Annotated in this window: 30 protein-coding genes and 1 pseudogene; 18 read left to right on the plus strand and 13 right to left on the minus strand. The window is 71.2% G+C overall.

Annotated elements, in window-relative coordinates:
* The 5 genes from AB0J66_RS38700 to AB0J66_RS38720 form a co-directional block, all read left to right on the plus strand.
* The coding region (locus AB0J66_RS38700) for a cbb3-type cytochrome c oxidase subunit I (RefSeq protein ID WP_364671989.1) at window positions 1-468 on the plus strand (468 nt) is incomplete at its 5' end.
* 100 nt (window positions 469-568) lie between these two features.
* On the plus strand, window positions 569-1,162 hold the full coding sequence (locus AB0J66_RS38705; RefSeq protein ID WP_364671990.1) for a TetR/AcrR family transcriptional regulator: 594 nt from the start codon (window positions 569-571) through the stop codon (window positions 1,160-1,162).
* Complete coding sequence (locus AB0J66_RS38710) at window positions 1,159-1,815, plus strand: lysophospholipid acyltransferase family protein (protein ID WP_364671991.1); 657 nt, start codon at window positions 1,159-1,161, stop codon at window positions 1,813-1,815. The genes AB0J66_RS38705 and AB0J66_RS38710 overlap by 4 nt, the downstream gene beginning before the upstream one ends.
* Before the next feature lie 321 nt (window positions 1,816-2,136).
* Window positions 2,137-2,670, plus strand: a complete 534-nt coding sequence (locus AB0J66_RS38715) for a GrpB family protein (RefSeq protein ID WP_364671993.1) — start codon at window positions 2,137-2,139, stop codon at window positions 2,668-2,670.
* Window positions 2,671-3,001: 331 nt separating this feature from the next.
* Window positions 3,002-3,640 (plus strand): DUF4241 domain-containing protein, encoded by a 639-nt coding sequence (locus AB0J66_RS38720; protein ID WP_364671994.1) that lies wholly within the window; start codon window positions 3,002-3,004, stop codon window positions 3,638-3,640.
* Here AB0J66_RS38720 and AB0J66_RS38725 read toward each other — a convergent pair.
* The 5 genes from AB0J66_RS38725 to AB0J66_RS38745 all read right to left on the minus strand — a co-directional run bounded on the left by AB0J66_RS38725 (window position 3,597) and on the right by AB0J66_RS38745 (window position 8,199).
* Complete coding sequence (locus AB0J66_RS38725; protein WP_364671996.1) at window positions 3,597-4,175, minus strand: TetR family transcriptional regulator; 579 nt, start codon at window positions 4,173-4,175, stop codon at window positions 3,597-3,599. The two genes, AB0J66_RS38720 and AB0J66_RS38725, sit on opposite strands and share 44 nt — an antisense overlap.
* Before the next feature lie 269 nt (window positions 4,176-4,444).
* Window positions 4,445-4,756, minus strand: coding sequence for a multidrug efflux SMR transporter (locus AB0J66_RS38730; RefSeq protein WP_364671997.1), 312 nt, complete (start codon window positions 4,754-4,756; stop codon window positions 4,445-4,447).
* Between the two features lie 227 nt (window positions 4,757-4,983).
* The gene (locus AB0J66_RS38735; RefSeq protein ID WP_364671999.1) at window positions 4,984-6,276 is read right to left on the minus strand and encodes an MFS transporter; all 1,293 of its coding nucleotides are present in this window, start codon (window positions 6,274-6,276) and stop codon (window positions 4,984-4,986) included.
* Window positions 6,277-6,337: 61 nt separating this feature from the next.
* Window positions 6,338-6,916, minus strand: a complete 579-nt coding sequence (locus AB0J66_RS38740; RefSeq protein WP_364672000.1) for a nicotinamidase — start codon at window positions 6,914-6,916, stop codon at window positions 6,338-6,340.
* A complete protein-coding gene (locus AB0J66_RS38745; protein WP_364672001.1) occupies window positions 6,913-8,199 on the minus strand; it encodes a nicotinate phosphoribosyltransferase in 1,287 nt (428 codons plus the stop codon). Before AB0J66_RS38745 ends, AB0J66_RS38740 begins: the two co-directional genes overlap by 4 nt.
* A gap of 105 nt (window positions 8,200-8,304) precedes the next feature.
* Here AB0J66_RS38745 and clpS point away from each other — a divergent pair, with 105 nt between their 5' ends.
* The 5 genes and pseudogenes from clpS (at window position 8,305) to AB0J66_RS38770 (ending at window position 11,049) form a co-directional block, all read left to right on the plus strand.
* A complete protein-coding gene (gene clpS, locus AB0J66_RS38750; protein ID WP_364672003.1) occupies window positions 8,305-8,595 on the plus strand; it encodes an ATP-dependent Clp protease adapter ClpS in 291 nt (96 codons plus the stop codon).
* 19 nt (window positions 8,596-8,614) lie between these two features.
* On the plus strand, window positions 8,615-9,115 hold the full coding sequence (locus tag AB0J66_RS38755) for a DUF2017 domain-containing protein (RefSeq protein WP_364672004.1): 501 nt from the start codon (window positions 8,615-8,617) through the stop codon (window positions 9,113-9,115).
* A gap of 47 nt (window positions 9,116-9,162) precedes the next feature.
* Window positions 9,163-9,653: pseudogene (locus AB0J66_RS38760) on the plus strand (M67 family metallopeptidase).
* A gap of 62 nt (window positions 9,654-9,715) precedes the next feature.
* Window positions 9,716-10,078, plus strand: coding sequence for a MoaD/ThiS family protein (locus AB0J66_RS38765; protein ID WP_364672005.1), 363 nt, complete (start codon window positions 9,716-9,718; stop codon window positions 10,076-10,078).
* Window positions 10,079-10,083: 5 nt separating this feature from the next.
* Entirely contained in the window at window positions 10,084-11,049 is a 966-nt protein-coding gene (locus AB0J66_RS38770; protein ID WP_364672007.1) for a cysteine synthase, read from the plus strand.
* 19 nt (window positions 11,050-11,068) lie between these two features.
* On the opposite strand, the gene AB0J66_RS38775 is transcribed toward AB0J66_RS38770, so the two are convergent.
* Complete coding sequence (locus AB0J66_RS38775) at window positions 11,069-11,479, minus strand: hypothetical protein (RefSeq protein WP_364672009.1); 411 nt, start codon at window positions 11,477-11,479, stop codon at window positions 11,069-11,071.
* Between the two features lie 262 nt (window positions 11,480-11,741).
* On the opposite strand from AB0J66_RS38775, the gene AB0J66_RS38780 reads away from it, so the two are divergent.
* The 6 genes from AB0J66_RS38780 to AB0J66_RS38805 all read left to right on the plus strand — a co-directional run bounded on the left by AB0J66_RS38780 (window position 11,742) and on the right by AB0J66_RS38805 (window position 16,146).
* Window positions 11,742-12,488, plus strand: a complete 747-nt coding sequence (locus AB0J66_RS38780) for an MBL fold metallo-hydrolase (RefSeq protein ID WP_364672011.1) — start codon at window positions 11,742-11,744, stop codon at window positions 12,486-12,488.
* A gap of 69 nt (window positions 12,489-12,557) precedes the next feature.
* Window positions 12,558-13,772 carry a glycosyltransferase gene (locus AB0J66_RS38785; RefSeq protein WP_364672013.1) on the plus strand — a complete coding sequence of 405 codons (1,215 nt, stop codon included), beginning with the start codon at window positions 12,558-12,560 and terminating at the stop codon, window positions 13,770-13,772.
* A 126-nt stretch (window positions 13,773-13,898) separates the two neighbouring features.
* Window positions 13,899-14,627 (plus strand): ribonuclease PH, encoded by a 729-nt coding sequence (gene rph, locus AB0J66_RS38790; RefSeq protein ID WP_364672015.1) that lies wholly within the window; start codon window positions 13,899-13,901, stop codon window positions 14,625-14,627.
* Entirely contained in the window at window positions 14,624-15,238 is a 615-nt protein-coding gene (gene rdgB / locus AB0J66_RS38795) for an RdgB/HAM1 family non-canonical purine NTP pyrophosphatase (protein ID WP_364672017.1), read from the plus strand. The genes rph and rdgB overlap by 4 nt, the downstream gene beginning before the upstream one ends.
* Window positions 15,239-15,343: 105 nt before the next feature.
* Window positions 15,344-15,799 (plus strand): hypothetical protein, encoded by a 456-nt coding sequence (locus AB0J66_RS38800; protein WP_364672019.1) that lies wholly within the window; start codon window positions 15,344-15,346, stop codon window positions 15,797-15,799.
* Complete coding sequence (locus AB0J66_RS38805; protein ID WP_364672021.1) at window positions 15,751-16,146, plus strand: DUF5615 family PIN-like protein; 396 nt, start codon at window positions 15,751-15,753, stop codon at window positions 16,144-16,146. Before AB0J66_RS38800 ends, AB0J66_RS38805 begins: the two co-directional genes overlap by 49 nt.
* A gap of 20 nt (window positions 16,147-16,166) precedes the next feature.
* On the opposite strand, the gene hutH is transcribed toward AB0J66_RS38805, so the two are convergent.
* The 7 genes from hutH to AB0J66_RS38840 form a co-directional block, all read right to left on the minus strand.
* Window positions 16,167-17,702 (minus strand): histidine ammonia-lyase, encoded by a 1,536-nt coding sequence (gene hutH, locus AB0J66_RS38810; protein ID WP_364672023.1) that lies wholly within the window; start codon window positions 17,700-17,702, stop codon window positions 16,167-16,169.
* Window positions 17,699-18,850, minus strand: a complete 1,152-nt coding sequence (gene hutI / locus AB0J66_RS38815; RefSeq protein WP_364672025.1) for an imidazolonepropionase — start codon at window positions 18,848-18,850, stop codon at window positions 17,699-17,701. Before hutI ends, hutH begins: the two co-directional genes overlap by 4 nt.
* A 196-nt stretch (window positions 18,851-19,046) precedes the next feature.
* Entirely contained in the window at window positions 19,047-20,444 is a 1,398-nt protein-coding gene (locus AB0J66_RS38820; RefSeq protein WP_364672027.1) for a formimidoylglutamate deiminase, read from the minus strand.
* The gene (locus AB0J66_RS38825; protein ID WP_364672029.1) at window positions 20,441-21,613 is read right to left on the minus strand and encodes an allantoate amidohydrolase; all 1,173 of its coding nucleotides are present in this window, start codon (window positions 21,611-21,613) and stop codon (window positions 20,441-20,443) included. The genes AB0J66_RS38820 and AB0J66_RS38825 overlap by 4 nt, the downstream gene beginning before the upstream one ends.
* The gene (gene hutU, locus AB0J66_RS38830; RefSeq protein WP_364672031.1) at window positions 21,610-23,250 is read right to left on the minus strand and encodes a urocanate hydratase; all 1,641 of its coding nucleotides are present in this window, start codon (window positions 23,248-23,250) and stop codon (window positions 21,610-21,612) included. The genes AB0J66_RS38825 and hutU overlap by 4 nt, the downstream gene beginning before the upstream one ends.
* Before the next feature lie 11 nt (window positions 23,251-23,261).
* Window positions 23,262-24,086 (minus strand): MurR/RpiR family transcriptional regulator, encoded by an 825-nt coding sequence (locus AB0J66_RS38835; protein WP_364672033.1) that lies wholly within the window; start codon window positions 24,084-24,086, stop codon window positions 23,262-23,264.
* A gap of 25 nt (window positions 24,087-24,111) precedes the next feature.
* On the minus strand, window positions 24,112-24,810 hold the full coding sequence (locus AB0J66_RS38840) for a TioE family transcriptional regulator (RefSeq protein ID WP_364672035.1): 699 nt from the start codon (window positions 24,808-24,810) through the stop codon (window positions 24,112-24,114).
* 59 nt (window positions 24,811-24,869) lie between these two features.
* Here AB0J66_RS38840 and AB0J66_RS38845 point away from each other — a divergent pair, with 59 nt between their 5' ends.
* The gene (locus AB0J66_RS38845) at window positions 24,870-26,027 is read left to right on the plus strand and encodes an erythromycin esterase family protein (RefSeq protein WP_364672037.1); all 1,158 of its coding nucleotides are present in this window, start codon (window positions 24,870-24,872) and stop codon (window positions 26,025-26,027) included.
* A gap of 29 nt (window positions 26,028-26,056) precedes the next feature.
* Window positions 26,057-26,521, plus strand: a complete 465-nt coding sequence (locus AB0J66_RS38850; RefSeq protein WP_364672039.1) for a MarR family transcriptional regulator — start codon at window positions 26,057-26,059, stop codon at window positions 26,519-26,521.
* The last annotated feature ends 93 nt before the right edge of the window (window positions 26,522-26,614 follow it).

Genomic DNA, 26,614 nt, shown 5'->3' on the forward strand with positions numbered 1-26,614 from the left:
GTCCACTTCTGGCTGACCTTCCTGGGCTTCCACGGCACGTTCCTGGTGCAGCACTGGCTGGGCACCGAGGGCATGCCCCGGCGGTACGCGGACTATCTGCCCAGCGACGGCTTCACGTTCCTGAACACGTTCTCGACCATCGGGTCGTTCGTGCTGGGTCTGTCCACGCTGCCGTTCATCTACAACTGCTGGAAGTCCTACAAGGTCGGCCAGCTGGTCACGGTGGACGACCCGTGGGGCCACGGCAACTCGCTCGAGTGGGCCACCTCGTCGCCGCCGCCGCTGCGCAACTTCGACCGGATGCCGCGCATCCGCTCGGAGCGCCCCGCCTTCGACGCGAAGTTCCCCGAGCTGGCCGCCGGCGAGCAGTCGATCGCCGGTCCGCCCGAGGGCGGCGCTCGCCCGCTGACCAAGGAGTCCGACGGGGGAGCCACCTACTCCGAGGACACGGACAACAAGCGACACTGATTGATTCGAAGCACTGAAGAGCCCGCCTCCGGTCATCCGGGGGCGGGCTTCTTCTTGTCACGGTGTAGACAGTGTCTACGCCGTTTGGTAGACACTGTCTATGGCCGACGAGGATTTACGGGCCCGGCTCGTCCGGGTCGGCGGCGAACTGCTCGACCAGGAGGGGATCGCCGCCATCTCCCTGCGCGAGATCGCCCGGCGGGCCGGCGTCTCGCACGGGGCCCCGCGCCGGTATTTCCCCACCCACCTCGAACTGCTCTCGGCCATCGCCCGCGAGGGCTTCACCGACTTCGCCGCCCGCGCCGAGGCCGCCCTGGCCGCCGCCCCGGCCGACCCGCGGGCCAAGCTCGGCGTGTTCGCCCGCGTCTACCTCGACTTCGCCGTCGAGCGCCGCGGCCGCTACGAGCTGATGTTCCGCCACGACCTCCTCCGCAGCGGCTACCTCGGCCTGCGCGACATCAGCCTGCCCCTCTTCCACCTGCTCACCGACCTGGTCGCCCAGGCCCGCCCGTCGCCGTCGCCGCCCGCGATCGTGGCGGGGGCGCTGTGGGCCAACCTGCACGGTCTGGCCGAGCTCTGGAACTGGGGGAGCCTCACCCTGGCCACCGGCGCCACCGACCCGGACGCGCTGCTCGAGGCCACCCTCACCGCCCACCTCGGCCCACCCACCTCTCCTCCGGAGGCGACGGCATGACGAGCACCCCACCCCTCTACGGCCTGGCCCACCGCGCGATCGGTGGCTATCTCCGAACGTTCTGGCGCCCCACCGTCACCGGCCTGGAGCACCTGCCCGCCACCGGCGGCGCGATCCTCGCCCCCAACCACCTCTCGATCGGTGACCAGGTCTTCCTCGGCGCGCTCACGCCCCGGCACATCGCCTTCTGGGCCAAGGCCGAGTACTTCCGCGGCGGCGGCCTCCGCGGCGGCCTCACCAAGCAGGTCGTGACCGGCCTGGGCGCCATCCCGGTCGAGCGCGGCGGCGGCCGGGCCGTCCTGACCGCATTCGACGCCGCCATCCCCGTTCTCGAGGCGGGCGGCCTGGTCGCCGTCTTCCCCGAGGGCACCCGCTCACCCGACGGCCGCCTCTACCGCGGCCGCTCCGGCGCCGTCCGCCTGGCCCAGCAGGCCGGCGTCCCGATCATCCCGGTCGGCATCCGCGGCACCGACCACCTGCGCCCACCCGGCCACCGCTTCCCCCGCCGCCACCCGGTCAGCGTCACCTTCGGCCCACCCCTACCCGTACGCGTCGAGGCCAGAACCGACGTCCGCCGCCTGACCGACACCCTCATGGCCACGATCCAGTCCATGACCGACCAGGAGTACGTCCCCCGCTACGCCCGCCCATGACCACACCCCACCCGCCCGCCTCACCTCGCGGCTCCCCGCAGCCGCGACCTCGCCGACCTGTCCGGCCCGCGGCTCCACGCACCCGCGACCCCGCCGACCTGTCTGGCCCGCGGCTCCCGCAGCCGCGACCTCGCCGATCTGACCGGCCCTGGGCTTACGCAGCGCGACCCCGCCGACGTGACCGGCCCGAAGCTCACGCAGTGAGACCCCGCCGACCTGACCGACCCGCGGCCCACGCAGCGCGACCCCGCTGGCCCGGCCCGCCGCTCATGCACCCATGACCGCGATAGCCTGGCCAGCCCGGGCTGTGGAGCTCATTCCATGATCAAAATCGTTGACTACGATCCGGCCTGGCCGATTCAGGCCGCCGCCGCGATCGCTGAGTTCGCGCCGGCGCTGTCCGGGGTGGTCGCGGAGATCGAGCACATCGGGTCCACGGCCGTTCCGGGCCTGGCGGCCAAGCCCACGATCGACCTCATGGCGGCCGCTCCGCTCCTCGGGCCGGTGGCCGCTCGGGCCGAACGGCTGGCTGCGCTCGGCTACCACCCGCACGACAACGGCATGCGGGATCGGCTGCTGTATGTCCGCTTCGACGGGCCGTCTCGAAGCCACATTCTGCACGTGGTCACCCTGGCCTCCTGGCCCACGCGCAACCAGCGCCTGCTCCGCGACTACCTGCGCTGCCACCCCGCCGAGGCCGAGCGCTACGGCCGGCTCAAAAAGGAGCTGGCCGCGGCCGGAACCCATCCGGCCGACTATGCCGCTGCCAAGACCGGCCTGATCCAGGAGCTCACCGACCGGGCCCGCGCCGAGGCCGGCCTGCCATCAATACCCGTCTGGGAAAAAGGTGCCTGACCCGATCATGGGCTCGGGCGGTCGGTTCGGCGTTCTGGGGGATGGGTGTCTGACCCGTCCATCGGCTCGGGCGGTCGGTTCGGCGTTCTGGGGGATGGGTGTCTGACCCGTCCATCGGCTCGGGCGGTCGGTTCGGTGTTGTGGGGGAAGGGCGCCTGACCCGTCCCTCTCGGCCCGGGTGGCCTGCTCGGTGTTGTGGGGGAAGGGCGCCTGACCCGTCCCCCTCGGCCCGGGCGGTCGGTTCGGCGTTCTGGGGGATGGGTGTCTGACCCGTCCACCGGCCCGGGCGTCGGCTCGGCGTTGGAGGTTGGGTGTCCAGTAGCGTCGCGGAGTGGCCTATCTCCCTGATCTGAACGCGCTCATGGTGGAGGGCGCGCGTTTTGAGGGCGCCGGCTCGGCGTACCTCCTGCAAGCCGTTGATCTGGAGCCTGTCGTTCTGCCCAGCGGGCGGGTGGTCGGTTGCGACCCGCTGGTCGGGGCGGACAGTGCGGAGCCGTTCACGGTGGGTGTGCCGCCGGGGACCTATGGGTTGCGGGCCTGGGTGGCGACCGTCAGCTCGGTTCGGGGGCGGCCTCAGACCCGTACGGCCGCCTTGCAGTTGATCGTCGACGAACGGCCGGCCGTGCGCTGGGAGATGGCGTTGATCGACGGGCAGGAGGTGACGGGGCTGGCGGACGACGGCTACCTCGGTTATCCGGTCGACGCCGGGGCCGGCGCGCTGGCCGACGAGGTCGCGGTCCGGGCGGTGAGCGACTGGGGCTACGACGAGGTGGAGGAGCTTTTCATCCCCGACGAGCTTCCGCCGCCGCCGAGCGCGCTGGGCGGCGTGGTCGACAAGCCCACCGGCGCCAACATCGTCTCGGTCAGCACCGGCTGGGGCGACGGCGTCTACCCCACCTATATCGGCTACGCCGCCGACGGCGCGATCACCGGCTTCGTGACCGACTTCCTCGTCGTTCCCCTGGATTGATGCGCGCCAGGCGGCTGATGGTGCGGCTGAGCGACGGCACGTTCACGTCCTCGCCGGTGATCAGGGCTTGCAGCATCACGCCGTCGACCAGGGCGATCAGGTCCCGGGCGGCGGCCTCGTCCAGGTGTGGCTCCAGCAGTTCCCGTAGGCCGTTCAGCCAGGCCAGGGCCAGCGGGCGCAGCGTGACGTCCCGGCCCGCCGCCACGTAGAGCTCGCACTCGATCTGGGCCCGCCGCCGGTCGGCCAGGTAGTCGGCGATCAGCTCGGCCAGCGCCGTCGGCAGATCATCGGCATCGCGCAGCCGCGCACCCCACGTCTCGAGATCGGTCTGCAGGTCCGCGGCGGCCTGCCGCAGCCCGGCCGAGATCAGGTCATCCAGCGTCGGGAAGTAGTAGGTGGTCGCCCCCAGCGGAAGCCCCGCCCGCGCCGCCACCGCCCGATGCGTGGTCCGCCCGATCCCGACCTCGGCGATCACCTCGATCGCCGCGCCGGCCAAGGCCCGCCGCCGTGCTTCCGGATCCCGCGCCCGCTGCACCCGCCGGCCTCCGCCGTTCGCGGGTGGCGTGGACTCGGCGACCGGGACCGCGGGGCCGGCGGGTGGTGTCGCGGGATCGCGAGGCCGGGCCGCGCGGCCGGTAGGCGATGTTGCCGGACTGGCAGGCGGAGCTGCGGCGCCGGCTGGCGGTGTCGCCGGACTGGCAGGCGGAGCTGCGGCGCCGGCTGGCGGTGTCGCCGGACCGACGGGTGGGGCTGTGGCGTCGGCTGACGGTGGCGCGGGATCGGTGGATGGGGTGGACGGGCCGGTCAATGGGCACCGCTCAGGTTGACGATCACCACGCCGGCGATGATCAGGCTCACGCCGATGATTTTGGGCAGGGTCAGGGGCTCGCCGAGGAACGCCGCGCCGATGGCGACGATGGCGGCCGTTCCGATGGCGGACCAGACGGCGTAGACGACGCCTACCGGCAGGTCGCGCACGGTCAAGGCGAGGCAGAGGAAAGAGACCGCGTAGCCGGTCAGGCAGGCCAGCGTGGGCCAGAGCCGGGTGAAGCCGTCGGTCGTCTTGAGCATGCTGGTGGCGGCGACTTCGGATGAGATGGCGAGCAGCAGGAACACGTACGGCACGACGACTCTCCCGACTTGTACGTCTGTACAAGTCGGGACCATACAAGAAGAACATTCATGCGTCTTGAGTGACACCTGCCACTGCCGTCACATGAGCCCCATCGCGCGAGGAACGTCAGGCGCGGCAGGCGGGCGGCGACGAGGGGCAGTCCGCGCCGGGCGGCGAGGGCTGGGTGCCGCGGGCGGCGACGTTGGGGTGCGCCTTGCCGGCGGCAGGGTCAGGGGCGGGTGGCCGGGGTGCGGAGGTCGTCGGCGGGGCCGGCGTAGCCCGAGGCGAGGGTGTCCGGCAGGTCGTCGGGGATGGGCTCGGCGGTGCGCTGAGCCGGGACGGCGGGGGCCGGCGAGCGGCGGTGGCGGAGCTCGGCCGGCAGGACCAGCAGGGCGATCACCACGCCGAGGCCGCCCACGGCGACGAAGCCCCACGGCGGGGACAGCGTGTCCGCCGCGAGGCCGGCCAGCGGGCCGCCGCAGGCGACGCCGACGGTGAGCGCCGAGTTGTGCAGGCCCATGGCCTCGCCGCGGGCGGCGGCGGGGGTCATCCGGCTGACCGCGTCGGCGCTGGAGGTGATCAGCGGGGCGCACAGGGCGCCGGCCGGCAGCAGGAGCAGGGCGATCAGCCACCAGTGGGACGAGCCCAGGCTGACCACCGCGGTGGCCACCGCCATCGGGGCCAGCAGGGCGATCGGGGGCAGGCCGCGGCGGATCGTGCCGTACGCGAAGCCGCCGAGCAGGGAGAAGAACGCCCACAGGGTCATCACCAGGCCGGCGTAGCCGAGCTCGCCGTTCTCCCGGAGCACGGCCACGACCGCCACGTCCGTGCCGGCCAGCACCAGGGTGGCGGCCGACGTGATGGCCAGGATGGCGACGAAGCGCGGGGTGAGCCAGCTGCGGCGGGACACCCGCTCGCCCGACTCGATGGACGCCTCGTGTGCGCCCCGGACCGGCGGGTTGAGCAGCCACAGGCCGACGCCCGAGACCAGGATGCCGGCGCCGATGGCCAGCATGGCCCAGCGCGGGCCGGCGCTCGTCGCGATCAGCACGCCCAGCGCCGGGCCGGTCATGAAGCTGAGCTCGGTGGTGATCGAGTCGAGGGCGAAGGCGGGCAGCCGCTGCGACTCGGGCGTCATGGCCGCGATGGCCTGGCGGGCGACCGAGAACGCCGGCAGGGCCAGGAAGCCGCCGATCAGCGCGAGGCCCAGCAGCACCCAGAACGGCACCGCCTGGGCCAGCGTCCAGAAGATCACCTCGGCCACCGTGGTCAGCACCAGGACCAGCCGAAGCCCGCGCCGGTCGATGAGCCGGCCCATCACCGGCGCGCCGACCGAGCCGCCGATGGTGAAGGCGGCCCCGATCAGCCCGGCCGCGCCGTAGCCACGATCAAGATCGTTGACCACGTGCAGCGTGAGGGTGACCGCGCCGGCGGCGATGGGGATCCGCGCCAGCGTGGCCACCGCCAGCAACGATTTGATGCCGGGCAGGGCGAGCGTGTCGCGGTAAGGCTTGAGTCGCATTTGGTTCCTGACCTCCGCGGGTCATCCTGCCCCGCGGGTGCGACAGAAAACCAACCGATAATCAGCTGGAGACGACTGGTGTGCCCGTTGTCTCAATCGAGGCCGTCCGCATCTCTTCCAGCGCCGCCGCCGTCGTCCCCTCGGCCACCCCGGCCGTCAGCTCGAGCAGCACCGTGGTCGCGAACCCCTCGGCCTTGGCGTCCAGCGCGGTCGCCCGTACGCAGTGGTCCGTGGCGATCCCGACCAGCTCGACCTCGGTCACGTCGCGCGAGCGCAGCCAGGCGGCCAGGGTCTCGCCGCTCTCGGTGTGCCCCTCGAAGCCGGAGTACGCCGCCTTGTGCTCCCCCTTGTGGAAGACCGCCTCGATGCGGTCGGTGGCCAGCTCGGGGTGGAACTCGGCGCCGTCGGAGCCGACCACGCAGTGGGCCGGCCACGTGTCGTGGTAGTCCGGGTGGTCGCTGAAGTGGTTTCCGGGGTCGATGTGCCAGTCCTTGGTGGCGACCACGTGGTCCCACCGGGCGCCGGCCTTGCGCAGCACCAGCGAGATGCCCTTGGCCACCGCGGCGCCGCCGCCGACGGCCAGCGAGCCACCCTCGCAGAAGTCGTTCTGGACGTCGACGATGATCAGGGCGCGTGTCACGGGACCCCCACGATGGTGACGGGAATGGCCGGGTCGCCGGCCGACAGCTTCAGACCCTCCCACGGTATCGAGATCAGGCACTGCCGCAGATGTTCGCGGGATTCCTGCAACGTGGGTGTCTCGAGGATCTCCCCGGCGGCGACGAGCGGGCGCTGCAGGAGCCGGTCGTTCGCGGCATGATCGGGCACACCCTGGGACACGATGATCTCCTCGGTGGCCGTCCCGGTGGGCTTGTGCCGCCGGACCGCGGTCTTGCGGCCGCCCACGGTCGCCTTGTTCTCCGAGCGCTTGACCACCGGTCGGCCCTCGACCTCGACCAGCTTGTAGACCAGGCCCGCGGTCGGCGCGCCGGAGCCGGTGACCACCGCGGTGCCGGCGCCGTACATGTCGACGGGCTCGGCGGCCAGGGCGGCGATCGCATATTCGTCCATGTCCCCCGAAACGACGATTTTCGTCTCGGTGGCGCCCAGCGAGTCGAGAAGCTCGCGCGAGTGCTGGGCCAGCACGGACAGGTCGCCGGAGTCGATCCGTACGGCCCGCAGGTCGGGACCGGCCACGGCGATGGCGTTGCGGATGCCCTGGGCGATGTCGTAGGTGTCGACCAGCAGCGTCGTGTTCTTGCCGAGGGCGGCCACCTGGGACGCGAAGGCGGCCGGCTCGTCGTCGTGCAGCAGCGTGAACGCGTGGGCCGAGGTGCCCGTGGTGGGGATGCCGTAGCGGGCGCCGGCCGCGAGGTTGGAGGTGGACGCGAACCCCGCGAGGTACGCCGCGCGCGCCGCGGCGACCGCGGAGTCCTCGTGCGTACGCCGCGAGCCCATCTCGATGATCGGGCGGCCGCGGGCCGCCGTGACCATGCGGGCGGCCCCGGCCGCGATGGCCGAGTCGTGGTTGAGCACCGAGAGGATGAGCGTCTCCAGCACCACGCACTCGGCGAAGGTGCCCGAGACGGTCAGGATCGGCGACCCCGGGAAGAAGAGCTCGCCCTCCGCGTACCCGTCGATGTCGCCGCTGAAGCGGTAACCGGCCAGCCAGGCGGCGGTGGTCTCGTCGACGATGCCCGCGTTCCGCAGGAAGCCGACCTCGTCCGGGCTGAAGCGGAAGTCGCGGATCAGCTCGACCAGACGGCCGACGCCGGCCACCACGCCGTACCGCCGGCCGCCGGGCAGCCGCCGGGCGAAGACCTCGAAGACGCACTGCCGGTCGGCCGTGCCGTCCTTGAGCGCGGCGCTGACCATGGTCAGCTCGTACTGATCGGTGAGCAGCGCGGGGGCGAAGGAGTTCACCCACCCACCCTATTGCGCCCGGCGGCCCCTTACGAACTGCCCGCTGACCTGCGGTTCGGCGTTCCGGTTCACCGATGCGGCAAATCCGGTGGCAACATGGGGGGCATGGCGTTGCCCCAGGTTGCTCCCGTCGAGACGCCGGAGATCGAAGAAGCACCCGCCGACGACCGGCCGTGGGTGACCATCGTCTGGGACGATCCGGTCAACCTCATGTCGTACGTGACCTGGGTTTTTCAGAAGCTCTTCGGTTACAGCAAGGAGAAGGCCGAAGCCCTGATGCTGGACGTGCACACCAAGGGCAAGGCCGTGGTGAGCATCGGTGCGCGCGAGCGCATGGAGATGGACGCCAATCAGCTGCACGGATACGGTCTCTGGGCGACGGTGGACCGGGCCTGAACACCGCGGGAGAGGGCAGATGTTCCGACGCAACGGCAGCCAGTGTGTGGCCACTTTCCAGGTCGACGAGGTGCGCGTGCTGCGCAAGGTCGCCGGTGAGGTGGTCGGTCTGCTGACCGACGGCATGGATCACGGCGACCCCGTGGTCTCGCGCCTGTTCCCCGACATCTATCCGGATCGGCCGGACGACTCGGCCGAGTTCCGCCTCTACACCGAGGGGGAGCTGAAAACCGGCAAGATCGACACGGCGGGCGCGATTCTCGCGGCCCTGCCGGACGAGGGCGAGGGAGAGGTACGCCTCGACGGCGAGGCGGCCGAGGCCTGGCTGCGCGCCATCAACGACGCCCGGCTCGCGATGGGCACCCGGCTCGACATCAAGGCCGACACCGACCTGAGCGAGGAGCTGGAGACCGCCGTCGTGCACGACCCGGGCTCGAGCCGTGTCTTCCAGCTCAGCGTGTACGCGTACCTCGGTTACCTGCAGGAGTCCCTGCTCAACGCCCTCCCCGAGATAGAGTGAGCCCGGCCACGCTCGACCCGGGGAAATCCCACGGTAATGTGAGAGGCGTGCTGACCATCGACAGCGCGATCGTCGACGCGATCGTCGCCCACGCCCGCCGGGACCACCCGGACGAGGCCTGTGGCGTGGTCGCCGGCCCGATCGGCAGCGACCGGCCGACCCGGCTGATCCCGATGGACAACGCGGCCCGCTCGATGACGTTCTACGAGTTCGACTCCATGGAGCAGCTGCGCGTCTGGCGCGAGATGGACGACAACGACGAGGAGCCGGTGGTCATCTACCACTCCCACACGGCCACCGAGGCCTATCCGTCGCGCACGGACATCTCGTTCGCCGGCGAGCCCGGCGCGCATTACGTTCTCGTCTCCACCCGCGAGCCGGAGTCGGAAGAGATCCGCTCGTTCCGCATAGTGGACGGCGTGGTGACCGAGGAAGAGATCAACATCGTGGATGCGACGGTAGACGCGTGATGGCGAGCGCTGTGCAGTCGTACATGTTCGGGCAGAGCCCGGTGTCGGTCTTCTACGAGTGTCGCTGACGACTCTCGTTGTAGAAGACCCTGCCCACGTTTCGTTCTTTCCTTTGGGAGCATTCACAGCCATGGCTATCGAAGTTCGCGTGCCGACCATCCTGCGCAGCTACACCGGCGGCGCCAAGACCGTCGAGGGCGCCGGCTCGACCCTGATCGAGCTGATCGACGACCTGGACACCAAGCACAACGGGCTCAAGGGGCGGCTGATCACCCCCGAGGGCAACCTGCACCGGTTCGTCAACATCTACGTCAACGACGAGGACGTCCGCTTCCTCGGCGCGCTCGAGGCGAAGCTGAGCGACGGCGACTCGCTGACCATCCTGCCGGCCGTCGCGGGCGGCGCCCTGGGCTTCGCGGCGGCTGCCGCGCTCCTCGGCTCCCGGTACCCGTCCAACCGCCCCGCCGCCGCCCTTAACCGGTCTGAAGGCTAATTCCGATGGCTCGCTTTGAGAGCCTCCTCGACGCTTTGGGGGGCACGCCGCTGGTCGGCCTGCCCCGCCTCTCGCCGGCGGTGCCCGATGGGGCGCCGCCGGTGCGGCTGTGGGCCAAGCTCGAGGATCACAACCCGACCGGCAGCATCAAGGACCGCCCGGCGTTCTTCATGGTGCGCGAGGCCGAGGAGTCCGGCCACCTGCGCCCGGGCGACACGATCCTCGAGCCGACCAGCGGCAACACCGGCATCTCGCTGGCCATGGTGGCCAAGCTGCGCGGGTACCGCCTGGTCTGCGTGATGCCGGAGAACGTCTCGGCCGAGCGGGTCCAGCTGCTCCGCATGTACGGCGCGGAGATCATCTTCTCGCCGGCCGCGGGGGGCTCGAACCAGGCCGTGGCGACGGCCAAGCAGATCGCGACCGAGCACCCCGACTGGAAGATGCTGTTCCAGTACGGCAACCCGGCCAACGCCCGCGCCCACTACGAGACCACCGGCCCCGAGCTGCTGCACGACCTGCCCACGATCACCCACTTCGTGGCCGGCCTGGGCACCACGGGCACGCTGATGGGCACCGGCCGCTTCCTGAAGGAGAAGGTCGAGGGCATCCAGATCGTCGCGGCCGAGCCGCGCTACGGCGAGCTGGTCTACGGCCTGCGCAACATCGACGAGGGCTACGTGCCGGAGCTGTACGACGCCTCCGTGCTCGACCGCCGTTTCTCGGTCGGCACCCGCGACGCTGTGCTCCGTACCCGTCAGCTCGTCGAGGTCGAGGGCATCTTCGCCGGCTTCTCCAGCGGCGCCATCCTGCACGCGGCCCTCGCAGTGGCTCACGAGGCGGTCAAGGCCGGCAAGCGGGCCGACGTCGCCTTCGTGATCTGCGACGGCGGCTGGAAGTACCTGTCGACCGGCGCCTACGGCGGCACCCTCAACGACGCCGAGGACGCCCTCGAAGGCCAGCTCTGGGCCTGAGAACGGTCCCGGGAACGGCTCAGTAGAGCGCGGCGATCAGCACGTCGATCGCCAGCGGTCCCGTGGCGCCCAGAAGCAGCAGCCACGGGAGGACCGGGCGGTGGATCGAGAGGAACGAGCCCACCGCCAGTCCGACGCTGATGAGTCCGAAAAGGGTCAGCACCGGCACGTACCAGAAATCGGCCCCGCCCAGCACCGTGACGAATGCGCGGACCCCGACTCCCATGCCCGCGAGTCCGAGTCCCGCCGCGTAGACGGACAGAATGAGCAATCGTGCCGTTCCCGGCGCGGGGTCGTCCGGGGCCGGGAAGCGAAAGAGTGTTTGGTTATCGCCGGATCCGACAGAAGCCGGTGTAATCTCCCAGCCACCGAACGGCATGATCTCCGCCGCCTCGGTCTGCGTGGTGCGGCTTCTTTCGGCCGTGGTCACGTGTTGCCTCCGACTGTCGCGCGTTGAAAGTCCCTGCTTTGTGCAACGCAAACGACTCACCGGACGTAACGGGAATTGCTTTAATGGCCGAGGTCACGGGCGGTGTGATGTACGTTGTCGATTTAGCGACAAATCGATCAGACGTTTACATGGCGCGCAGGCCCCGGCGTACGCTTCGCACCGTGATTGACTGGTCTGACGACTCCAGCACGGACCGGTCGGGCGGGGCGTGCAAGACCCAGTGTGAGCCAGAGGGACCCGCATGCGACTGACCGTTCTCGGCTGTGCCGGCAGTTTTCCCGGCCCCGAGTCGGCTTGTTCCGCCTATCTCGTCGAGGCCGAGGGCTTCCGGCTGCTGATTGATTTCGGCTCGGGTTCGCTCTCCGCGCTCCAGCGCTACTCGGACATGAACAAGATCGACGCGATCGTCCTCACGCACCTCCACTGCGATCACGTGCTCGACGCCTGCACGTACATCGTGGTCCGCCGCTACGACCCGGCCGGGGCGCTGCCTCCGGTGCCGGTCTACGCGCCGCTCGGGGCGGCGGAGCGCATCTCCTCGGCCTACAGCCAGGAGAACGAGGACATCACCGACGTGTACACGTTCTACGGTCTGCAGCCCGGGACGTTCCCGATCGGCCCGTTCTCGGTCACCGTGGACCGGGTCAACCATCCAGTCGAGACGTACGGGGTCCGGGTCGAGCACGGTGGGCGTGTGCTCGCTTACTCCTCGGACACGGCGCCGTGCGAGCCGCTGCTGCGACTCGCCGCCGGCGCAGATCTTTTTCTGTGTGAGGCGAGTTACGCCGACGGGGTCGAGAACCCTCCCGGCCTGCACCTCACCGGCCGTGAGGCGGGCGAGGCGGCGACCAAGGCGGATGTCGGGAAGCTGTTGCTGACCCATCTGGTGCCCGCGTGGGTCTCGGAGGCATCTATTGTGGATGCCGCCGTGGCCGCATTTGCGGGACCGGTTGAGGTCGTGCGCCCGGGTGCCCGTTACGATCTCTAGGCCCGGGGCCGGGGCGGGGGACGGTCCGAGCGCAGGAGCACCGGCAGATCGTGATCTTGGAGTTGTTGCATGCGCATTGTTCGCCTGGCCAACTTCGTAACTTCCCACACGGGTGGCCTGCGGACCGCACTCCGGAACCTCGGTGAGGGCTATCAGCAGGCAGGCCACGAGGCCGTGCTGATCGTTCCGGGCCGGGAGCGTTCGGACAAGATGACCACCCAGGGCCGGGTGATCACCCTGCCCAGCGCTCCGCTGCCGCGCACCGGTGGCTATCGCGTGATGACCGGCCGCCGGGAGCTGGCCAAGCTCCTCGACGAGCTCGAGCCCGACCGCATCGAGGTCTCCGACCGGACCACGCTGCGCTGGACGGGCGCGTGGGCGCGCCGGCGCGGGGTCGGCGCCATCATGGTGTCGCACGAGAGCCTGGCCGGTCTGCTCGGCGTCTGGGGCATGCCCAAGCGCGACTCGCTGGCCGACAAGTTCAACCTGCGCACCGCCGAGTACTTCGACCAGATCGTCTGTACGACCGCGTTCGCCGCGGCCGAGTTCCGCCGGATCGGCGTGCCCAACCTGGTCGAGGTGCCGCTCGGGGTCGACCTCGACGCGTTCCACCCGAGTCGGGCCGACCCCGCCGTCCGCGCCCGTTACGCCCGCCCGGACGAGACGCTCGTCGCGTTCTGCAGCCGGCTCTCCGGCGTCAAGCGGCCCGAGCTGGCCGTGGACGCGCTGGCCGTGCTGCGCAACGACAAGGTGAACGCCGTGCTCGCGGTGGCCGGGGACGGCGTCCGGCGGGCGGCGCTGGCCTATCGCGCCGCGCGCCTGCCGGTGCGTTTCGCCGGTCACCTCGGCGACCGCGCGGCCGTGGCCGCCCTGATGGCCAGCGCCGACGTGGTCGTGGCGCCCGGGCCGGTCGAGACCTTCGGCCTGGCCGCGCTCGAGGCGCTCGCCTGCGGCACCCCGGTCGTGGTCAACGAGTCGAGCGCGCTGCCCGAGGTGGTGGGCGACGCCGGCCTGGCGGTCGCGGGCACCCCCGAGGCCTTCGCCGCTGGCGTGAAGACCCTGCTGGAGCGCCCCGAGCCGGAGCGCCGGGCCACCGCCCGGGCCCGCGCCGAGCACTTCGGGTGGCCGGCCGCCGTGGACGGCTTCCTGCGCGCGCACGGCGCCCTGCCCGACGTCGCGGTCGCGGGCGTGCCGGCCGGTCGTCAGCGGCCGACCGCGGTGCTGCGCCCGGCCGTGCCCCGGCCCGCGGCCGGGGATCAGGCCTTCACCGGCTGGTTCGGCTGAGGAGTTCATGCCGTCCACCCTTGCGTATCCGGCCGGGAGGGCCTGAGTTATCCACAGTCCCCCCGTTATCCACAGGAGGGCGGGGCGGCTGAGGCGCGCCGGGGGCGCTGCGCATAAGGTTTGGGGATGGCACGACCCGACGGCCGATCGGCCGACCAGCTGCGACCGGTCACTCTCACCCGTAAATGGAGCATCCATCCCGAGGGGTCGGTGCTCGTCGAGTTCGGCGACACCCGGGTGCTCTGCACGGCCAGCGTCACCGAGGGCGTCCCCCGGTGGCGCAAGGGCTCCGGCCTGGGCTGGGTGACCGCGGAATATGCGATGCTGCCCCGCGCCACCAACACCCGCGGCGACCGCGAGAGCCTCAAGGGCAAGGTCGGCGGGCGTACGCACGAGATCTCCCGCCTGATCGGGCGCAGCCTGCGCGCCTGCATCGACCTCAAGGCCCTCGGGGAGAACTCGATCGTCCTCGACTGCGACGTTCTGCAGGCCGACGGCGGCACCCGCACGGCCGCCATCACCGGGGCCTACGTGGCGCTGCACGACGCGGTCAACTGGCTGGCCGACCGCAAGTCCCTGGCCGGCAAGGTGGAGAACGTCATGCACCGCTCGATCCAGGCGGTCAGCGTCGGCATCATCGACGGCGAGCCCCGGCTCGACCTGATGTATCTCGAAGATGTCGCGGCCGAGGTCGACATGAACGTGGTGGCCACCGGCGACGGCGACTTCGTCGAGGTGCAGGGCACGGGGGAGAACGGCGTCTTCCGCCGCGACCAGATGGACGCGCTGCTCGACCTGGCCCTGGCCGGCTGCGTGGACCTGGCCGCGGCTCAGCAGAAGGCGCTGGCGTCGTGAGCGCCAAGCTGCTGCTGGCCACCGCCAACCCGAAAAAGCTGCTCGAGCTGCAGCGCATCCTCGACACCTCGCTCGGCGCCAACCGGATCCAGCTGGTGGGCCTGGCCGACTTCGAGGGCTACCCCGACGTACCCGAGACCGGCCTCACCTTCGGCGAGAACGCGCTGATCAAGGCCCGCGAAGGGGCCCGGCGCACCGGCCTGCCGACGGTGGCCGACGACTCGGGCATCGCGGTCGACGCCCTCAACGGCATGCCCGGCGTGTTCAGCGCCCGCTGGTCCGGCTCGCACGGCAACGACGACGCCAACCTCGATCTGCTGCTGGCCCAGATCAGCGACGTGGCCGACGACCAGCGCGGCGGCGCTTTCGTCTGCGCGGCCGTGCTCGTGCTTCCCAACGGCCGCGAGCACCTCGTCGAGGGCCGCCAGACCGGCAAGATCCTCCGCGCCCGCCGCGGCACCGGAGGCTTCGGCTACGACCCCATCTTCCTCGGCGACGGCCAGACCAGGACCAACGCCGAGCTCAGCCCGGCCGAGAAGGACGCGATCAGCCACCGCGGCAAGGCCTTCCGCGAGCTCTCTAAGGCCATCGCCAAGGAGCTCACGGCCTAACCGACCTCGAAAAGGACCTTCGGAAGCCGCCCTGATGGACGCGGCAACCGGAGGTCCTGTCGTTTCCGGGCGGACGGGTCGACTACGGCTGACTACGATGTAGTCATGACCTCTCCGCGCTCGGTTCGCTTCGATGAGGGGGTGCTGACCCGCTTGGATCGCTACGTCCGGGAACACCCAGGATCGTCCTCGTCCTCAGTGGCCAACATGTTCATCGATGAGGCGTTGAGGTCCTATGAACATCCAGGCGTCATCTTCCGGCCCGGGCCGACCGGACGTCGCGCGGCGCTCGCCGGGGGCCCTGACGTCTGGGAAGTGATCGCGGCGCTGAACGCCGTTCGGGAAGAGGGGACGGAACTCGACCGGGCCTCGCTTCTGTCGGAGCTGGCCGAGGTGACCGGGTTGGCTTCCGGGCAGGTCGCGGTGGCCCTGCGCTACTACGCAGCCTATCCGGACGAGATCGATGAACGGGTGGTCCTCAACAACGAGGTTGCGGATCGGGAGGAGCGGTTGTGGGAAGCCCAGCAGGAGCTTCTGCGGAAGCCGAAGCCCAAGCCCTGACCGGCATCCTGCTCGACGAGATGTATCCACCGGCACTGGCGAAGCAACTGCGCGCCCTGGGCCACGATGTCGTAGCAGTACTCGACGTCGAGGTCGGCCTCGCCGTCAAGACCGACGAGGACCTACTGGCGTGGGCGGGCCGGAACGATCGCTGCGTCGTGACGGAGAATGTCGCTGACTTCGCCCGCCTGGCGCAGCAGGGGTTCGGCCACGCCGGCATCATCTTCGTTTCCAGTCGGCGCTTCCCACGTACGGCATCGGGGTTGGGCCGGATCGAAAAGGCTCTTGCCGAGATGCTGTCGAGAGGCCAGGCGCCTGGTCGCGACGAGGTCGCCTGGCTTCAGTGAGGGCTTCCCGGGCGGCGGCGTCAGCTCAGGGCGCCGATGCTCTTCTCGATCTGCGCGCGAAGCGCGCGGCCGGCGATGACCGCGCGAGCCTCCTCCATGACCGGGGCCAGGAAGAGGTCGGGGCCGGGGGCGCCGGCGGCCGGGGTCAGGGCGGTCACGGCGGCGGCGCCGGCCGGGGACGGGGTGAGCGGGGCGCGCAGCTGCAGGCCGCGGACGGCGGAGAGCAGTTCGACGGCGAGCAGGCTGGTCAGGTTGTCCAGCACGGTGCGCAGTTTCTTGGTGGCGGCCCAGCCCATCGAGACGTGGTCCTCCTGCATGCCGCTGGTCGGCAGGGAGTCGACCGAGGCCGGGGCGGCCAGGCGGCGGTTCTCGGCCACGATGCCGGCCGCGGTGTACTGGGCGATCATCAGGCCCGAGTTGACGCCGGCGTCGGGGGAGAGGAACGGCGGCAGGTCGCGGTTGCGGGTGACGTCCAGGAGGCGGTCGACGCGGCGTTCGGCGATGGCGCCGACCTCGGCCGCGGCGATGGCCAGGAAGTCGGCGGCGAAACCGAGCGGGGCGCCGTGGAAGTTGCCGGTCGACTCGACGCGGCCGTCGGGCAGGACGACCGGGTTGTCGACCACCGAGACGAGTTCGCGGGCGGCCACGGAGCGTACGAACTCGAGCGTGTCCCGGGCGGCGCCGGCCACCTGCGGCGCGCAGCGCATCGAGTAGGCGTCCTGGACCGCGTGCGCGAGGTCGTCGCGGTGCGAATCCATGATGACCGAGTCCTGGAGCAGGCGAAGGATGTTCGCGGCCGAGGCGGACTGGCCCGGATGCGGGCGGATCTCGTGCAGCTCGGGCAGGAACGGCCGCTCCGAGCCGAGCATGGCCTCGATGGCCAGGGCCGCGGTGACGTCGGCCATCGTGAACAGGTGGGCGGCGTCGTCGATCGCCAGCAGCAGCATGCCCAGCATGCCGTCGGTGCCGTTGATCAGGGCCAGGCCTTCCTTGGCGGCCAGCTCCAGCGGCTGCAGCCCGGCCGTGTGCAGGGCCTCGGCCGCGGCATGCCGGGCGCCGTCCTTGCCGATCACCCACCCCTCGCCGAGGAGCACGAGCGCGCAGTGGGCCAGCGGCGCGAGATCACCCGAGGCGCCCAGCGAGCCGTGCTCGGGCACCCACGGGGTGATGTCGTGGTTGAGCAGGTCGGCCAGGCCCTGCGCGAGCACGGGGCGTACGCCCGAACGCCCGAGGGCCAGCGAGCGCAAGCGAAGCAGCATCATGGCCCGGACGACCTCGCGCGGCATCGGCGCGCCGACCCCGGCCGCGTGCGAGCGGATCAGCGCATGCTGCAGCTCGGCCCGGCGCTCCGGTTCGATCCGCGTGTTGGCGAGCGCGCCGAAGCCGGTCGTCACGCCGTAGACGGGCCGGCCGGACGCCTCGATGTTGTCGACGATCGCGCGGCTGGCCTCCATCGCCGCGACGGTCGAGGCGGCGATCGACACCTTCGCGTCGTGGCGGGCCACGGCGATGACGTCGGCGGGGGTGACGCCGGTGGGTTGGACGATGACGCTCATGACACCACTCCGTCGTGCAGAACGGTCTTGATCAGGGGAACGCCCGGCCGGTAGGCCAGGTGCAGGTGGGACGGCGCGGCGAGCACCGTCAGGTCGGCCTTCGAGCCGGGTCGCAGCCGGCCGACGTCGTCGCGGCGCAGGGCGAGCGCGCCGCCGGCCGTGGCCGCGTGCACCGCCTCGGCCGGGGTCATGCGCATGTCGCGCACAGCCAGGGCGATGCAGAACGGCATCGAGCTCGTGTAGGACGATCCGGGATTGCAGTCGGTGGCCAGCGCGACCTTCACCCCCGCGTCGATCAGCCGCCGCGCGTCCGGGTAGGGCGAGCGCGTGGAGAACTCGGCCCCCGGCAGCAACGTCGCGACGGTGTCCGAGCTCGCGAGCGCGGTCACGTCGGCGTCGCTCAGGTGCGTGCAATGATCGGCGCTGGCCGCGCCAAGTTCCACGGCCAGCTGTACGCCCGGACCGGCGGCCAGCTGGTTGGCGTGCAGCCGGGGCCGCAGACCACGTTTCATGCCGGCGGTCAGGATGGCCCGCGCCTGGTCACCGTCGAACGCGCCGCGGTCACAGAAGACATCGACCCACTTGCTGTACGGAACACACGCGTCCAGCATGTCGGATATGACCAGCGAAACGTATTTGTCGGCTTCGTGCCCGGCCGGAACGACATGCGCGCCCAGGAAGGTGGTCTCGTCGGTCAGCTCCCGGGCCAGACGCAACGACCGCGCCTCGTCGACCACGTTCAACCCGTAACCGCTCTTGATCTCGACGGTCGTGGTGCCCTGCCGCCGCATCTCATTCACGAGCCGCGACGCGTTGGCCAGCAGCTGCTCGTCACTCGCGGCCCGGGTCGCCGCCACCGTCGTCCGGATCCCGCCTCCGGTGTAGGGCGCGCCGGCCATCCGCGCCCCGAACTCCTCGGCCCGATCCCCGGCGAAGACAAGATGCGCGTGACTGTCCACAAAGCCCGGCAGCACCGCGCCGCCCTCGGCATCGATCCGCTGGTCGGCGGGCGGCGCTTCACCGCACGGCCCGATCCAGGCCACACGGTCGCCCTCGGCGATCACCGCCACATCGCGCCGCAGCCCGAGCACCCCGTCCCCCTCGTCGTTGGTGACCAGCTCACCGATGTTGTCGATCAGAAGGCTCACAGCGCGACCTCCGTCGTTGCGGCGCGACGGCGCGCTGCGGTGGGGGTGTGGGGGCTGGTGGTGGCGCGAGGGCGCAGGGTTGGCGCGTAGGGGTGGGCGCCAGACGGCCGGCGCGGAGTGGTTCGGGTGCAGGGGTTGGCCTGGCGGGGCGGGAAGGTCGGCGTGCGGGGCTCGGTGGTGGCCTGGTTGTGCCGGCTCATGGCTTGATCGCCTCGGCCAAGGCGGAGGGGACGTCGATCGAGACGTGGCGGCCGTCGGCGACGATCATGTGGCCGTCGGCCATGACGTGGGTGATGTCGGCGGCGGTGGCGGCCAGGACGGCCTGGGCCGGGTCGGTGCCGGCGGTGCGTACGCTGTCGAGCCGGACGCACACCAGGTCGGCCCGATGGCCGACCGCGATGGCGCCGGCGTCGTTCCAGCCCAGCGCCGAGTGGGCGGTCGCCGCGGCCATCAACTGGGCCGGCGCGAACCGGCCGCGCTGCAGCCGGGAGAGCCGCTCGTTCATCTCCAGGCCGCGGATCTCCTCGAACATGTCGATCACCGCGTGGCCGTCGCTGCCCAGGCTCAGCGGGGAGCCGTGCGCGGCGAGCTCGCCGGCCGGCCCGATGCCGTCGGCCAGATCGCGCTCGGTGGTCGGGCACAGGCACACCCCGGTGCCGCTGCCACCCAGCGCCTTGACGTCGCGGCCGGTGAGGTGGGTGGCGTGCACCGCGGTGGTGTTCGGGCCGAGCAGCCCGTGGCGCTCCAGCAGCTCGGTCGGCGTGCACCCGTGCACTGCCCGGCACTGCTCGTTCTCACCCGGCTGCTCCGACAGATGAACGTGGACCGGCCGCCCTGGCACGCCGGAACAGGCAGCGGCACCCGCACCTGCGCCGGCACCGGAGCCAGCCCCCGCGCCATCGCCGATGTTCGCACCTGTGCCGGAGCCGGTGCCCGCGGCGGAGAGGCGGGACCACGCGGCCATCTCGCTGATCGCCGTGGCGGGCACGGCCCGTACCGAGTGGACGGCCGCGCCGATGCGGGCGTGCGGCGGCGCGGAAAGCGCAGCCACCCGGGAGGCCCAGCTGTCGAAGTCGCCGTCGCCGAAGCGGCGCTGCACACCCGAGAGCGGCGCCCCGTCGACCCCCGCGGTCAGATAAAGCGTGTCGAGCAGCGTGATCCGGATGCCCGCCTCGGCCGCCGCCGTGATCAGGGCGTGGCCCATCGCGTTGGGGTCGGCATACGGGACCCCGTCCGGTCCATGGTGCAGGTAGTGGAACTCGCCGACCGCGGTGATCCCGGCCAGCGCCATCTCCGCGTACACGGCCCGGGCCAGGGCCAGGTACGACGACGGGTCGAGGCGCGCCGCCACCTCGTACATCTTGTCGCGCCAGGTCCAGAAGCTGCCGCCGTCGCCATGCGTACGGCCTCGAAGTGCTCGGTGAAAAGCGTGCGAGTGCGCGTTGGCGAACCCCGGCACCACGAGTCCCGGAAGAACCACCTCGGGTGATTTGTCCGAGTCGACAGCGGCGAAGCGCCCGCCGGCGACTTCAATGTGGACATCTTGCGCGAGGCGATCACCCAGCCAGGCGTACGACGCGAAGTAGACCGTCATGTCAGGTCCAGCAGGACCCGGGCCAGGGCCTGGATCCCCTCGACGCAGTCGGCCTCCTCGGCGTGCTCGGCCGGCGAGTGGGAGACGCCGGTCGGGTTGCGGACGAAGAGCATCGCCGTCGGGACGTGGGCCGACAGCACCCCGGCGTCGTGGCCGGCGCCGGTCGGCAGGATCGGCGCGTGGCCCAGCAGTTCGGAGATGCGCGCGGCCAGCGACGTCTCGAAACTGACCTCCTGGCTGAACGACTCGTTGGTCACCGACACCTCGACGCCGTCGCGGGCGGCCCGGTCGTAGGCCCGCTTGATCACGGCCTCGACCAGCGCGTCGAGGGTGCCGGTCTCGGCCGCGCGGGCGTCGAGCCAGCCGCGGACCAGCGACGGGATCGCGTTGGTGGCGTTCGGTTCCACCTCGACCCGGGCCACCGTGGCGTGGGCGCCGGCCAGCCGGGCTTCCTTGTTGGCCGCCAGCACCGTGTAGGCGAAGGTCAGCATCGGGTCGCGCCGGTCGGCCATGCGGGTCGTGCCCGCGTGGTCGCCGTGGCCGGTGAAGTCGAACCGCCAGCGGCCGTGCGGCCAGATCGCGCTGGCCACGCCGACCGGCACCTCCAGGGCCCGGCCCTGTTCGATGTGCAGCTCGATGAGGGCGCCGATCCGGCTGGTCAGGCCGGGCAGCCGGCCGGCCGGGGTGGTGCCGAGGGCCTCGCCGAACGTGATGCCCTCGCGGTCGGTCAGCGCGGCCGCCGTCTCCGGCTCGATCGCGCCGGTGAGCAGCCGCGACCCGAGGCAGGGGAGCCCGAACCGGCCGCCCTCCTCGTCGACGAAGGCGACCACGGCGATGGGCCGGCGCGGGACGTGGCCACGGCGGCGCAGCTCGTCGACGGCGAGGAAGCCGCTGACGATGCCGAGCGGCCCGTCGTACCCGCCGCCGTGCGGCACCGAGTCGAAGTGCGAGCCGGTCAGCACCGCGTCGTGTCCCCACTGCCCGCCCCACCAGGCGAATAGGTTGCCGTTGCCGTCGTCGGTGACCGGCATGTCGCGGCGGGCCGCCTGGTTGCGGAACCAGTCGCGCAGGACCAGTTCCGGTTCTTCCAGGGCGTACCGCTCGTAGCCGTTGGCCACCCGGCCGATCGGGGCGATCTCGCCCCAGAGCTCCGCGAAAGTCGCGCTCACTTGTCTTCCTGTCGCATCGGGATGTGCACCTTCGCGGCCGCCTCCGACTCGTATCCGGCGTCGACGTGCCGGATGACACCCATGCCGGGGTCGTTGGTCAGGACCCGCTCGATCTTCTGCCCGGCCAGCGCGGTGCCGTCGGCCACGCACACCTGACCGGCGTGGATCGAGCGGCCGATGCCGACGCCGCCGCCGTGGTGGATCGAGACCCAGCTGGCCCCGCTGGCCGTGTTGATCATCGCATTGAGCAGGGGCCAGTCGGCGATGGCGTCCGAGCCGTCGAGCATGGCCTCGGTCTCGCGGTACGGCGAGGCGACCGATCCCGAGTCGAGGTGGTCCCGCCCGATCACGATGGGGGCGCTGAGCTCACCGCTCGCGACCATGTCGTTGAACCGGACCCCGGCCACGTCCCGCTCGCCGTAGCCGAGCCAGCAGATGCGAGCGGGCAGCCCCTGGAAGGCGACGCGCTCGCCGGCCATCCGGATCCAGCGGGCCAGGGCCTCGTTCTCCGGGAACAGGTCGAGGATGGCCTGGTCGGTCTTATGGATGTCGGCCGGGTCGCCGGAGAGCGCGGCCCAGCGGAACGGGCCCTTGCCTTCGGCGAAGAGCGGCCGGATGTACGCGGGGACGAAGCCCGGAAAATCGAAGGCGCGCTCGTAGCCGCCCAGTTTGGCCTCGCCGCGGATCGAGTTGCCGTAGTCGAAGACCTCGGCCCCGGCGTCCATGAAGCCGACCATCGCCGCCACGTGCCGGGCCATGCTGGCGCGGGCCCGGTCGGCGAATTCCTCCGGTTTGTCGGCCGCGAAGGCGCGCGCGTCGGCCGGCTCCACGCCCACTGGCACGTAGGAGAGCGGATCGTGGGCGCTCGTCTGGTCGGTCACGATGTCGATTTCGACGCCCTTGACCAGAAGCTCCGGGAAGACGACGGCCGCGTTGCCGACCACGCCGATGGACAGCGCGCGCTTGTCGGATTTAGCCGACATGGCCTGACGTACGGCGTCATCAAGGTTGTCCGCTACGACGTCCAGATAACGGGTCTGGACCCGGCGCTCCAGACGGGTGCGGTCGACGTCGACGATCAGGCACACGCCGCCGTTCATGGTCACGGCCAGCGGCTGCGCCCCACCCATGCCGCCACACCCCGCGGTCAGGGTCAGCGTGCCGGCCAGCGTCCCGTTGAACCGCTTGGCGGCCACCGCGGCGAACGTCTCGTACGTGCCCTGCAGGATGCCCTGGGTCCCGATGTAGATCCACGAGCCGGCGGTCATCTGCCCGTACATGGTCAGGCCGAGCTTCTCCAGCCGGCGGAACTCGGGCCAGGTCGCCCAGTCACCGACCAGGTTCGAGTTGGCGATCAGCACCCGCGGCGCCCACTCGTGCGTACGGAAGACACCGACCGGCCGGCCCGACTGCACGAGCAGCGTCTCGTCGTTCTTCAGCTCGTCCAGCTCGCGCACGATCGCGTGGAAGGAGGGCCAGTCGCGCGCCGCCCGCCCGGTTCCGCCGTACACCACCAGGTCTTCGGGCCTTTCGGCCACGTCGGGGTCGAGGTTGTTCATCAACATCCGCTTGGCGGCCTCTTGCGGCCAGGCCTGGGCGGTGTACGCCGTACCGCGCGGCGCCCGGATCTCCGTCATCGTCGTCCCCTCTACCCCTGAAACAGTTGCCGCCGCTGGGCGGCCGCCTCGAACTCCTCGAGCCGGCGCTGCACCGGCTCCGGATCCGCGTCACACATCGCCTGCAACAGCACCATCGCCATCGCCATCGGGCCGGTGTGCAGGTCGAACACGAGGCGCGTGCCGACCGCGGCGGGCAACACGACGTCGGCGTGCTCGGCGACCGGGCTCACCGCCGAATCGGTGATCGCGACCACCGCGTACCCCATGGTCCTGGCCTCTTTGACCACCTCGAGCGACTCCCGCGGGTAGCGCGGCAGCACCAACGCCAGCATGGCACCGGCGCCCGCCACCCGGGCCTGATCGAGCCGGTCCAGCAGCGAGGTCCCACCGCTGTCCCACACCCGCACATCGGGATGAACCTTGCTGGCGAAATACCCGAAATACCCGGCCAGCGGCGCCGCCGACCGCAACCCGAGCACGGGCAGCGGCCGGCTCGCGACGAGCAGGCTCGCGGCCTGGTGAACGTCGTCGAGGCGGCCGAGCTGATCTTCAAGCTTCTTCAGGTGCTCGGCCTCGGCGGCCACCGCCCGCTGCATGGCGTTGTCGGGCGATTTGTCCCGGCCGGGGTCATGGGTCAGATCGCGCAGGGTGCGGCGCAGCGCGGGATATCCCGGGAAGCCCAGCGCCATGGCGAACCGGGTGACCGACGGCTGGCTGACCCCCGCGAGCTCGGCCACCTCCGCCGCCGACAGCGCGGCCGCCACCCCGGCCTGCTCCACCAGGCAGTGCGCGATGCGCCGTTGCGTGGGAGTGAGCCGCGCTCCGGAGAACAGGTCGAGCACTCCGCCATTCACTACCGCAGACTATGCATAAAAACTTTCAGGGACCAGAGGCCTGGATGTACGCGTTGAGCACACCGCCCCCCAGCAGCATGGCGCGGCCGCGGGCCGTCAGCCGGTCCTGCCATCCGGTCAGCATCGCTTCCAGCGGCTCGACGCCGCCGGCCGCGCGGACCTGGGCGATCAGCGGGGCGATCTGGTCGAGGCGGTAGCCGCCGCGCCTGAGCTGATGAACCATCCGGGCGTCGCGGATGTCGGCCGGGCCGTAGACGCGGTAACCGGTCTGCGGGTCGCGGCGGGGCTGGACCAGGCCGGCGCGTTCCCATTTGCGCAAGGTGGCCGGGCGGAGGCCCAGCTTGCGGGCCAGCGGGCCGACGAAGGTGTCCTTGCCGGCCGGGGAGGCCGGGCCGAGGCCCCGCAGGGCGGCCTCGACGGCGTGGAGCGTGTGGCGGTCGTCGAGCAGCTGGAGATGGCTCTCGTCGATGAGCCGGAGCGCCGCCTCGACGTCGCCCCGGTTGACCGCCTGCATGATCGCGGTCGCCGTCCGGTGGCCGTGCCCGGGAATCAGGGCGAGGAAGGCGCTCAAGGCCTGCGCGTGCCGCGTCGTGTAGGTGCGGTAGCCGTACTCGGTGCGGCCCGCCGAAGGCAGGATGCCGGCCGCTTCGTAGTTCCGTACGGCCTGGGTGGAGAGGCCGTGCTCCCGGGCCAGGTCGACCGGCCTTTTAAGGTTTTCGCTCACTGTCCTGTGCTCATCGCCGAAAAGTCTCAACCGTTGGTTCAACGATACTGTTGAGAGGCGTGACCATCGTGGAACTGCTGCGGCGACGACCGCGGCTGCTGGCCCTCGGCGAACCCACCCACTTCGAGGACGTCCTGCTCCAGACGCGCAACGACCTGTTCCGGCAACTCGTCGAGCAGGAGGGCTACCGGGCGATCGCGATCGAGAGCGACTGCCTGATGGGCCTGATCGTGGACGACTACGTGGTGTCCGGCGAGGGCACGCTGGACGACGTCATGGAGCGCGGCTTCAGCCACGAGTTCGGTCGGTGCCCCGGCAATCGAGCCTTGGTGAGCTGGCTACGCGCGTACAACCAAAGCCGTCCCCCGGCCGAGCGTGTGCACTTCGCCGGCTTCGACGGCCCACTGGAGATCACCGGCGGGGCGAGTCCCCGGCAGGCCCTCATGTCCCTGCACGGTTACCTCGCGGCCCGCGTCGGCCGCCTGCCCTGCACCGCCGGCGAGCTCGACCGGCTGATCGGCGACGACGACCGCTGGCCCAACCCGGCCGCCATGATGAACCCGTCCGAGTCCGTCGGCCGCACCCCCGACGCGGTCCAGTTGAGCCTGCTCGCCGCCGACCTCGCAGCCCTGCTCGAAGCGGAGACGCCGGTCCTCGGCGAGGGCCTGGACCGGGCCCGGCTGTACGCCCGCACGGCCACCGGCCTGCTGCACTACCACCGCTGTATGGCCGACCCGACCCCCGCCCGCCTGAACCGGGTCCTCGACCAGCGGGCCGCGATGATGACCGCCAATCTGCTCGCCGTCACCGCCATCCACGGCCCGGCCATGGCCTTCGCCCAGAACAGCCACCTCCAGCGCGCCCGGAGCACCATCACCCTGGGCGGCCCACCCCTGCACTGGTGGAGCGCCGGCGCCCGAGCGGCCACCCACCTCGGCGACGACTACGCCTTCGCCGCCATGGCCCTCGGCACCATCCCCCACCGCGGCGTCGGCACCCCATCCCCCGACACCATCGAGGGCCTGCTGTACGAATCCCCGTCCGCCCGCCAGATCGTCGACCCCCGCTCCTTGCCCACCAACCTGACCCCGCGCGTCTCCCCATGGTTCGGCTACGCCCCGCTCGACCCGGCCCATCTGCCGACCATCGATGCCCTTGTCTACATAAAGGACTCGCCCGCCCGGGATGACGGTCAGGGCGATAATCATTCAGATTGAGAATTATCTTTGACCGGTATGGTGGCTGTATGGCAAGTGGGAGGCCGCGGACGCCGGTCGGGAGTGTGTCGTTCCGGCTCGGTGTGCTCGGGGTGGCGCAGGAAGCGCAGTTCGCGGCCGGGCTGACGGAGCTCGAGCTGAAACCGAAGCACGTGGCCGTGCTCAGCGTGTTGCGGCTCCAGGGGGCCGAGTCGCAATTGGAGCTCGCCCAGGTCATGCGGGTGGCGCCGAGCCTGGTGGTGTTGCTGGTCGATCAGCTGGAGGCGCGGGGGGCGGTGTCCCGGGTGCGTGACCCGGCCGACCGGCGCAAGCAGCAGGTGCATCTGACCGAGGAGGGTGCGCGGCTGCTGGAGGCGGCGACCGAGGTCACGGCGCGGCTCGACGAGGAGCTGGTCGGCTCGCTCAACGCGGCCGACCGGGCGGCGCTGACGCGAGTCCTCGATCGGCTCGCGGCGGGCGGCGGGCTGCTGGCCGAAGGCGGGCGTCAGGCATAGAGGTTTGCCGCTACCGTGTGCGAGGTGACCGAGCCGTTACCCATTCGCCGGCGGGAGCTGGCCGCGATTCTGGCCGATCTGGACAAGGGGCGC

This window comes from Actinoplanes sp. NPDC049598 (genome assembly GCF_040675435.1).
Taxonomy (GTDB): domain Bacteria; phylum Actinomycetota; class Actinomycetes; order Mycobacteriales; family Micromonosporaceae; genus Actinoplanes.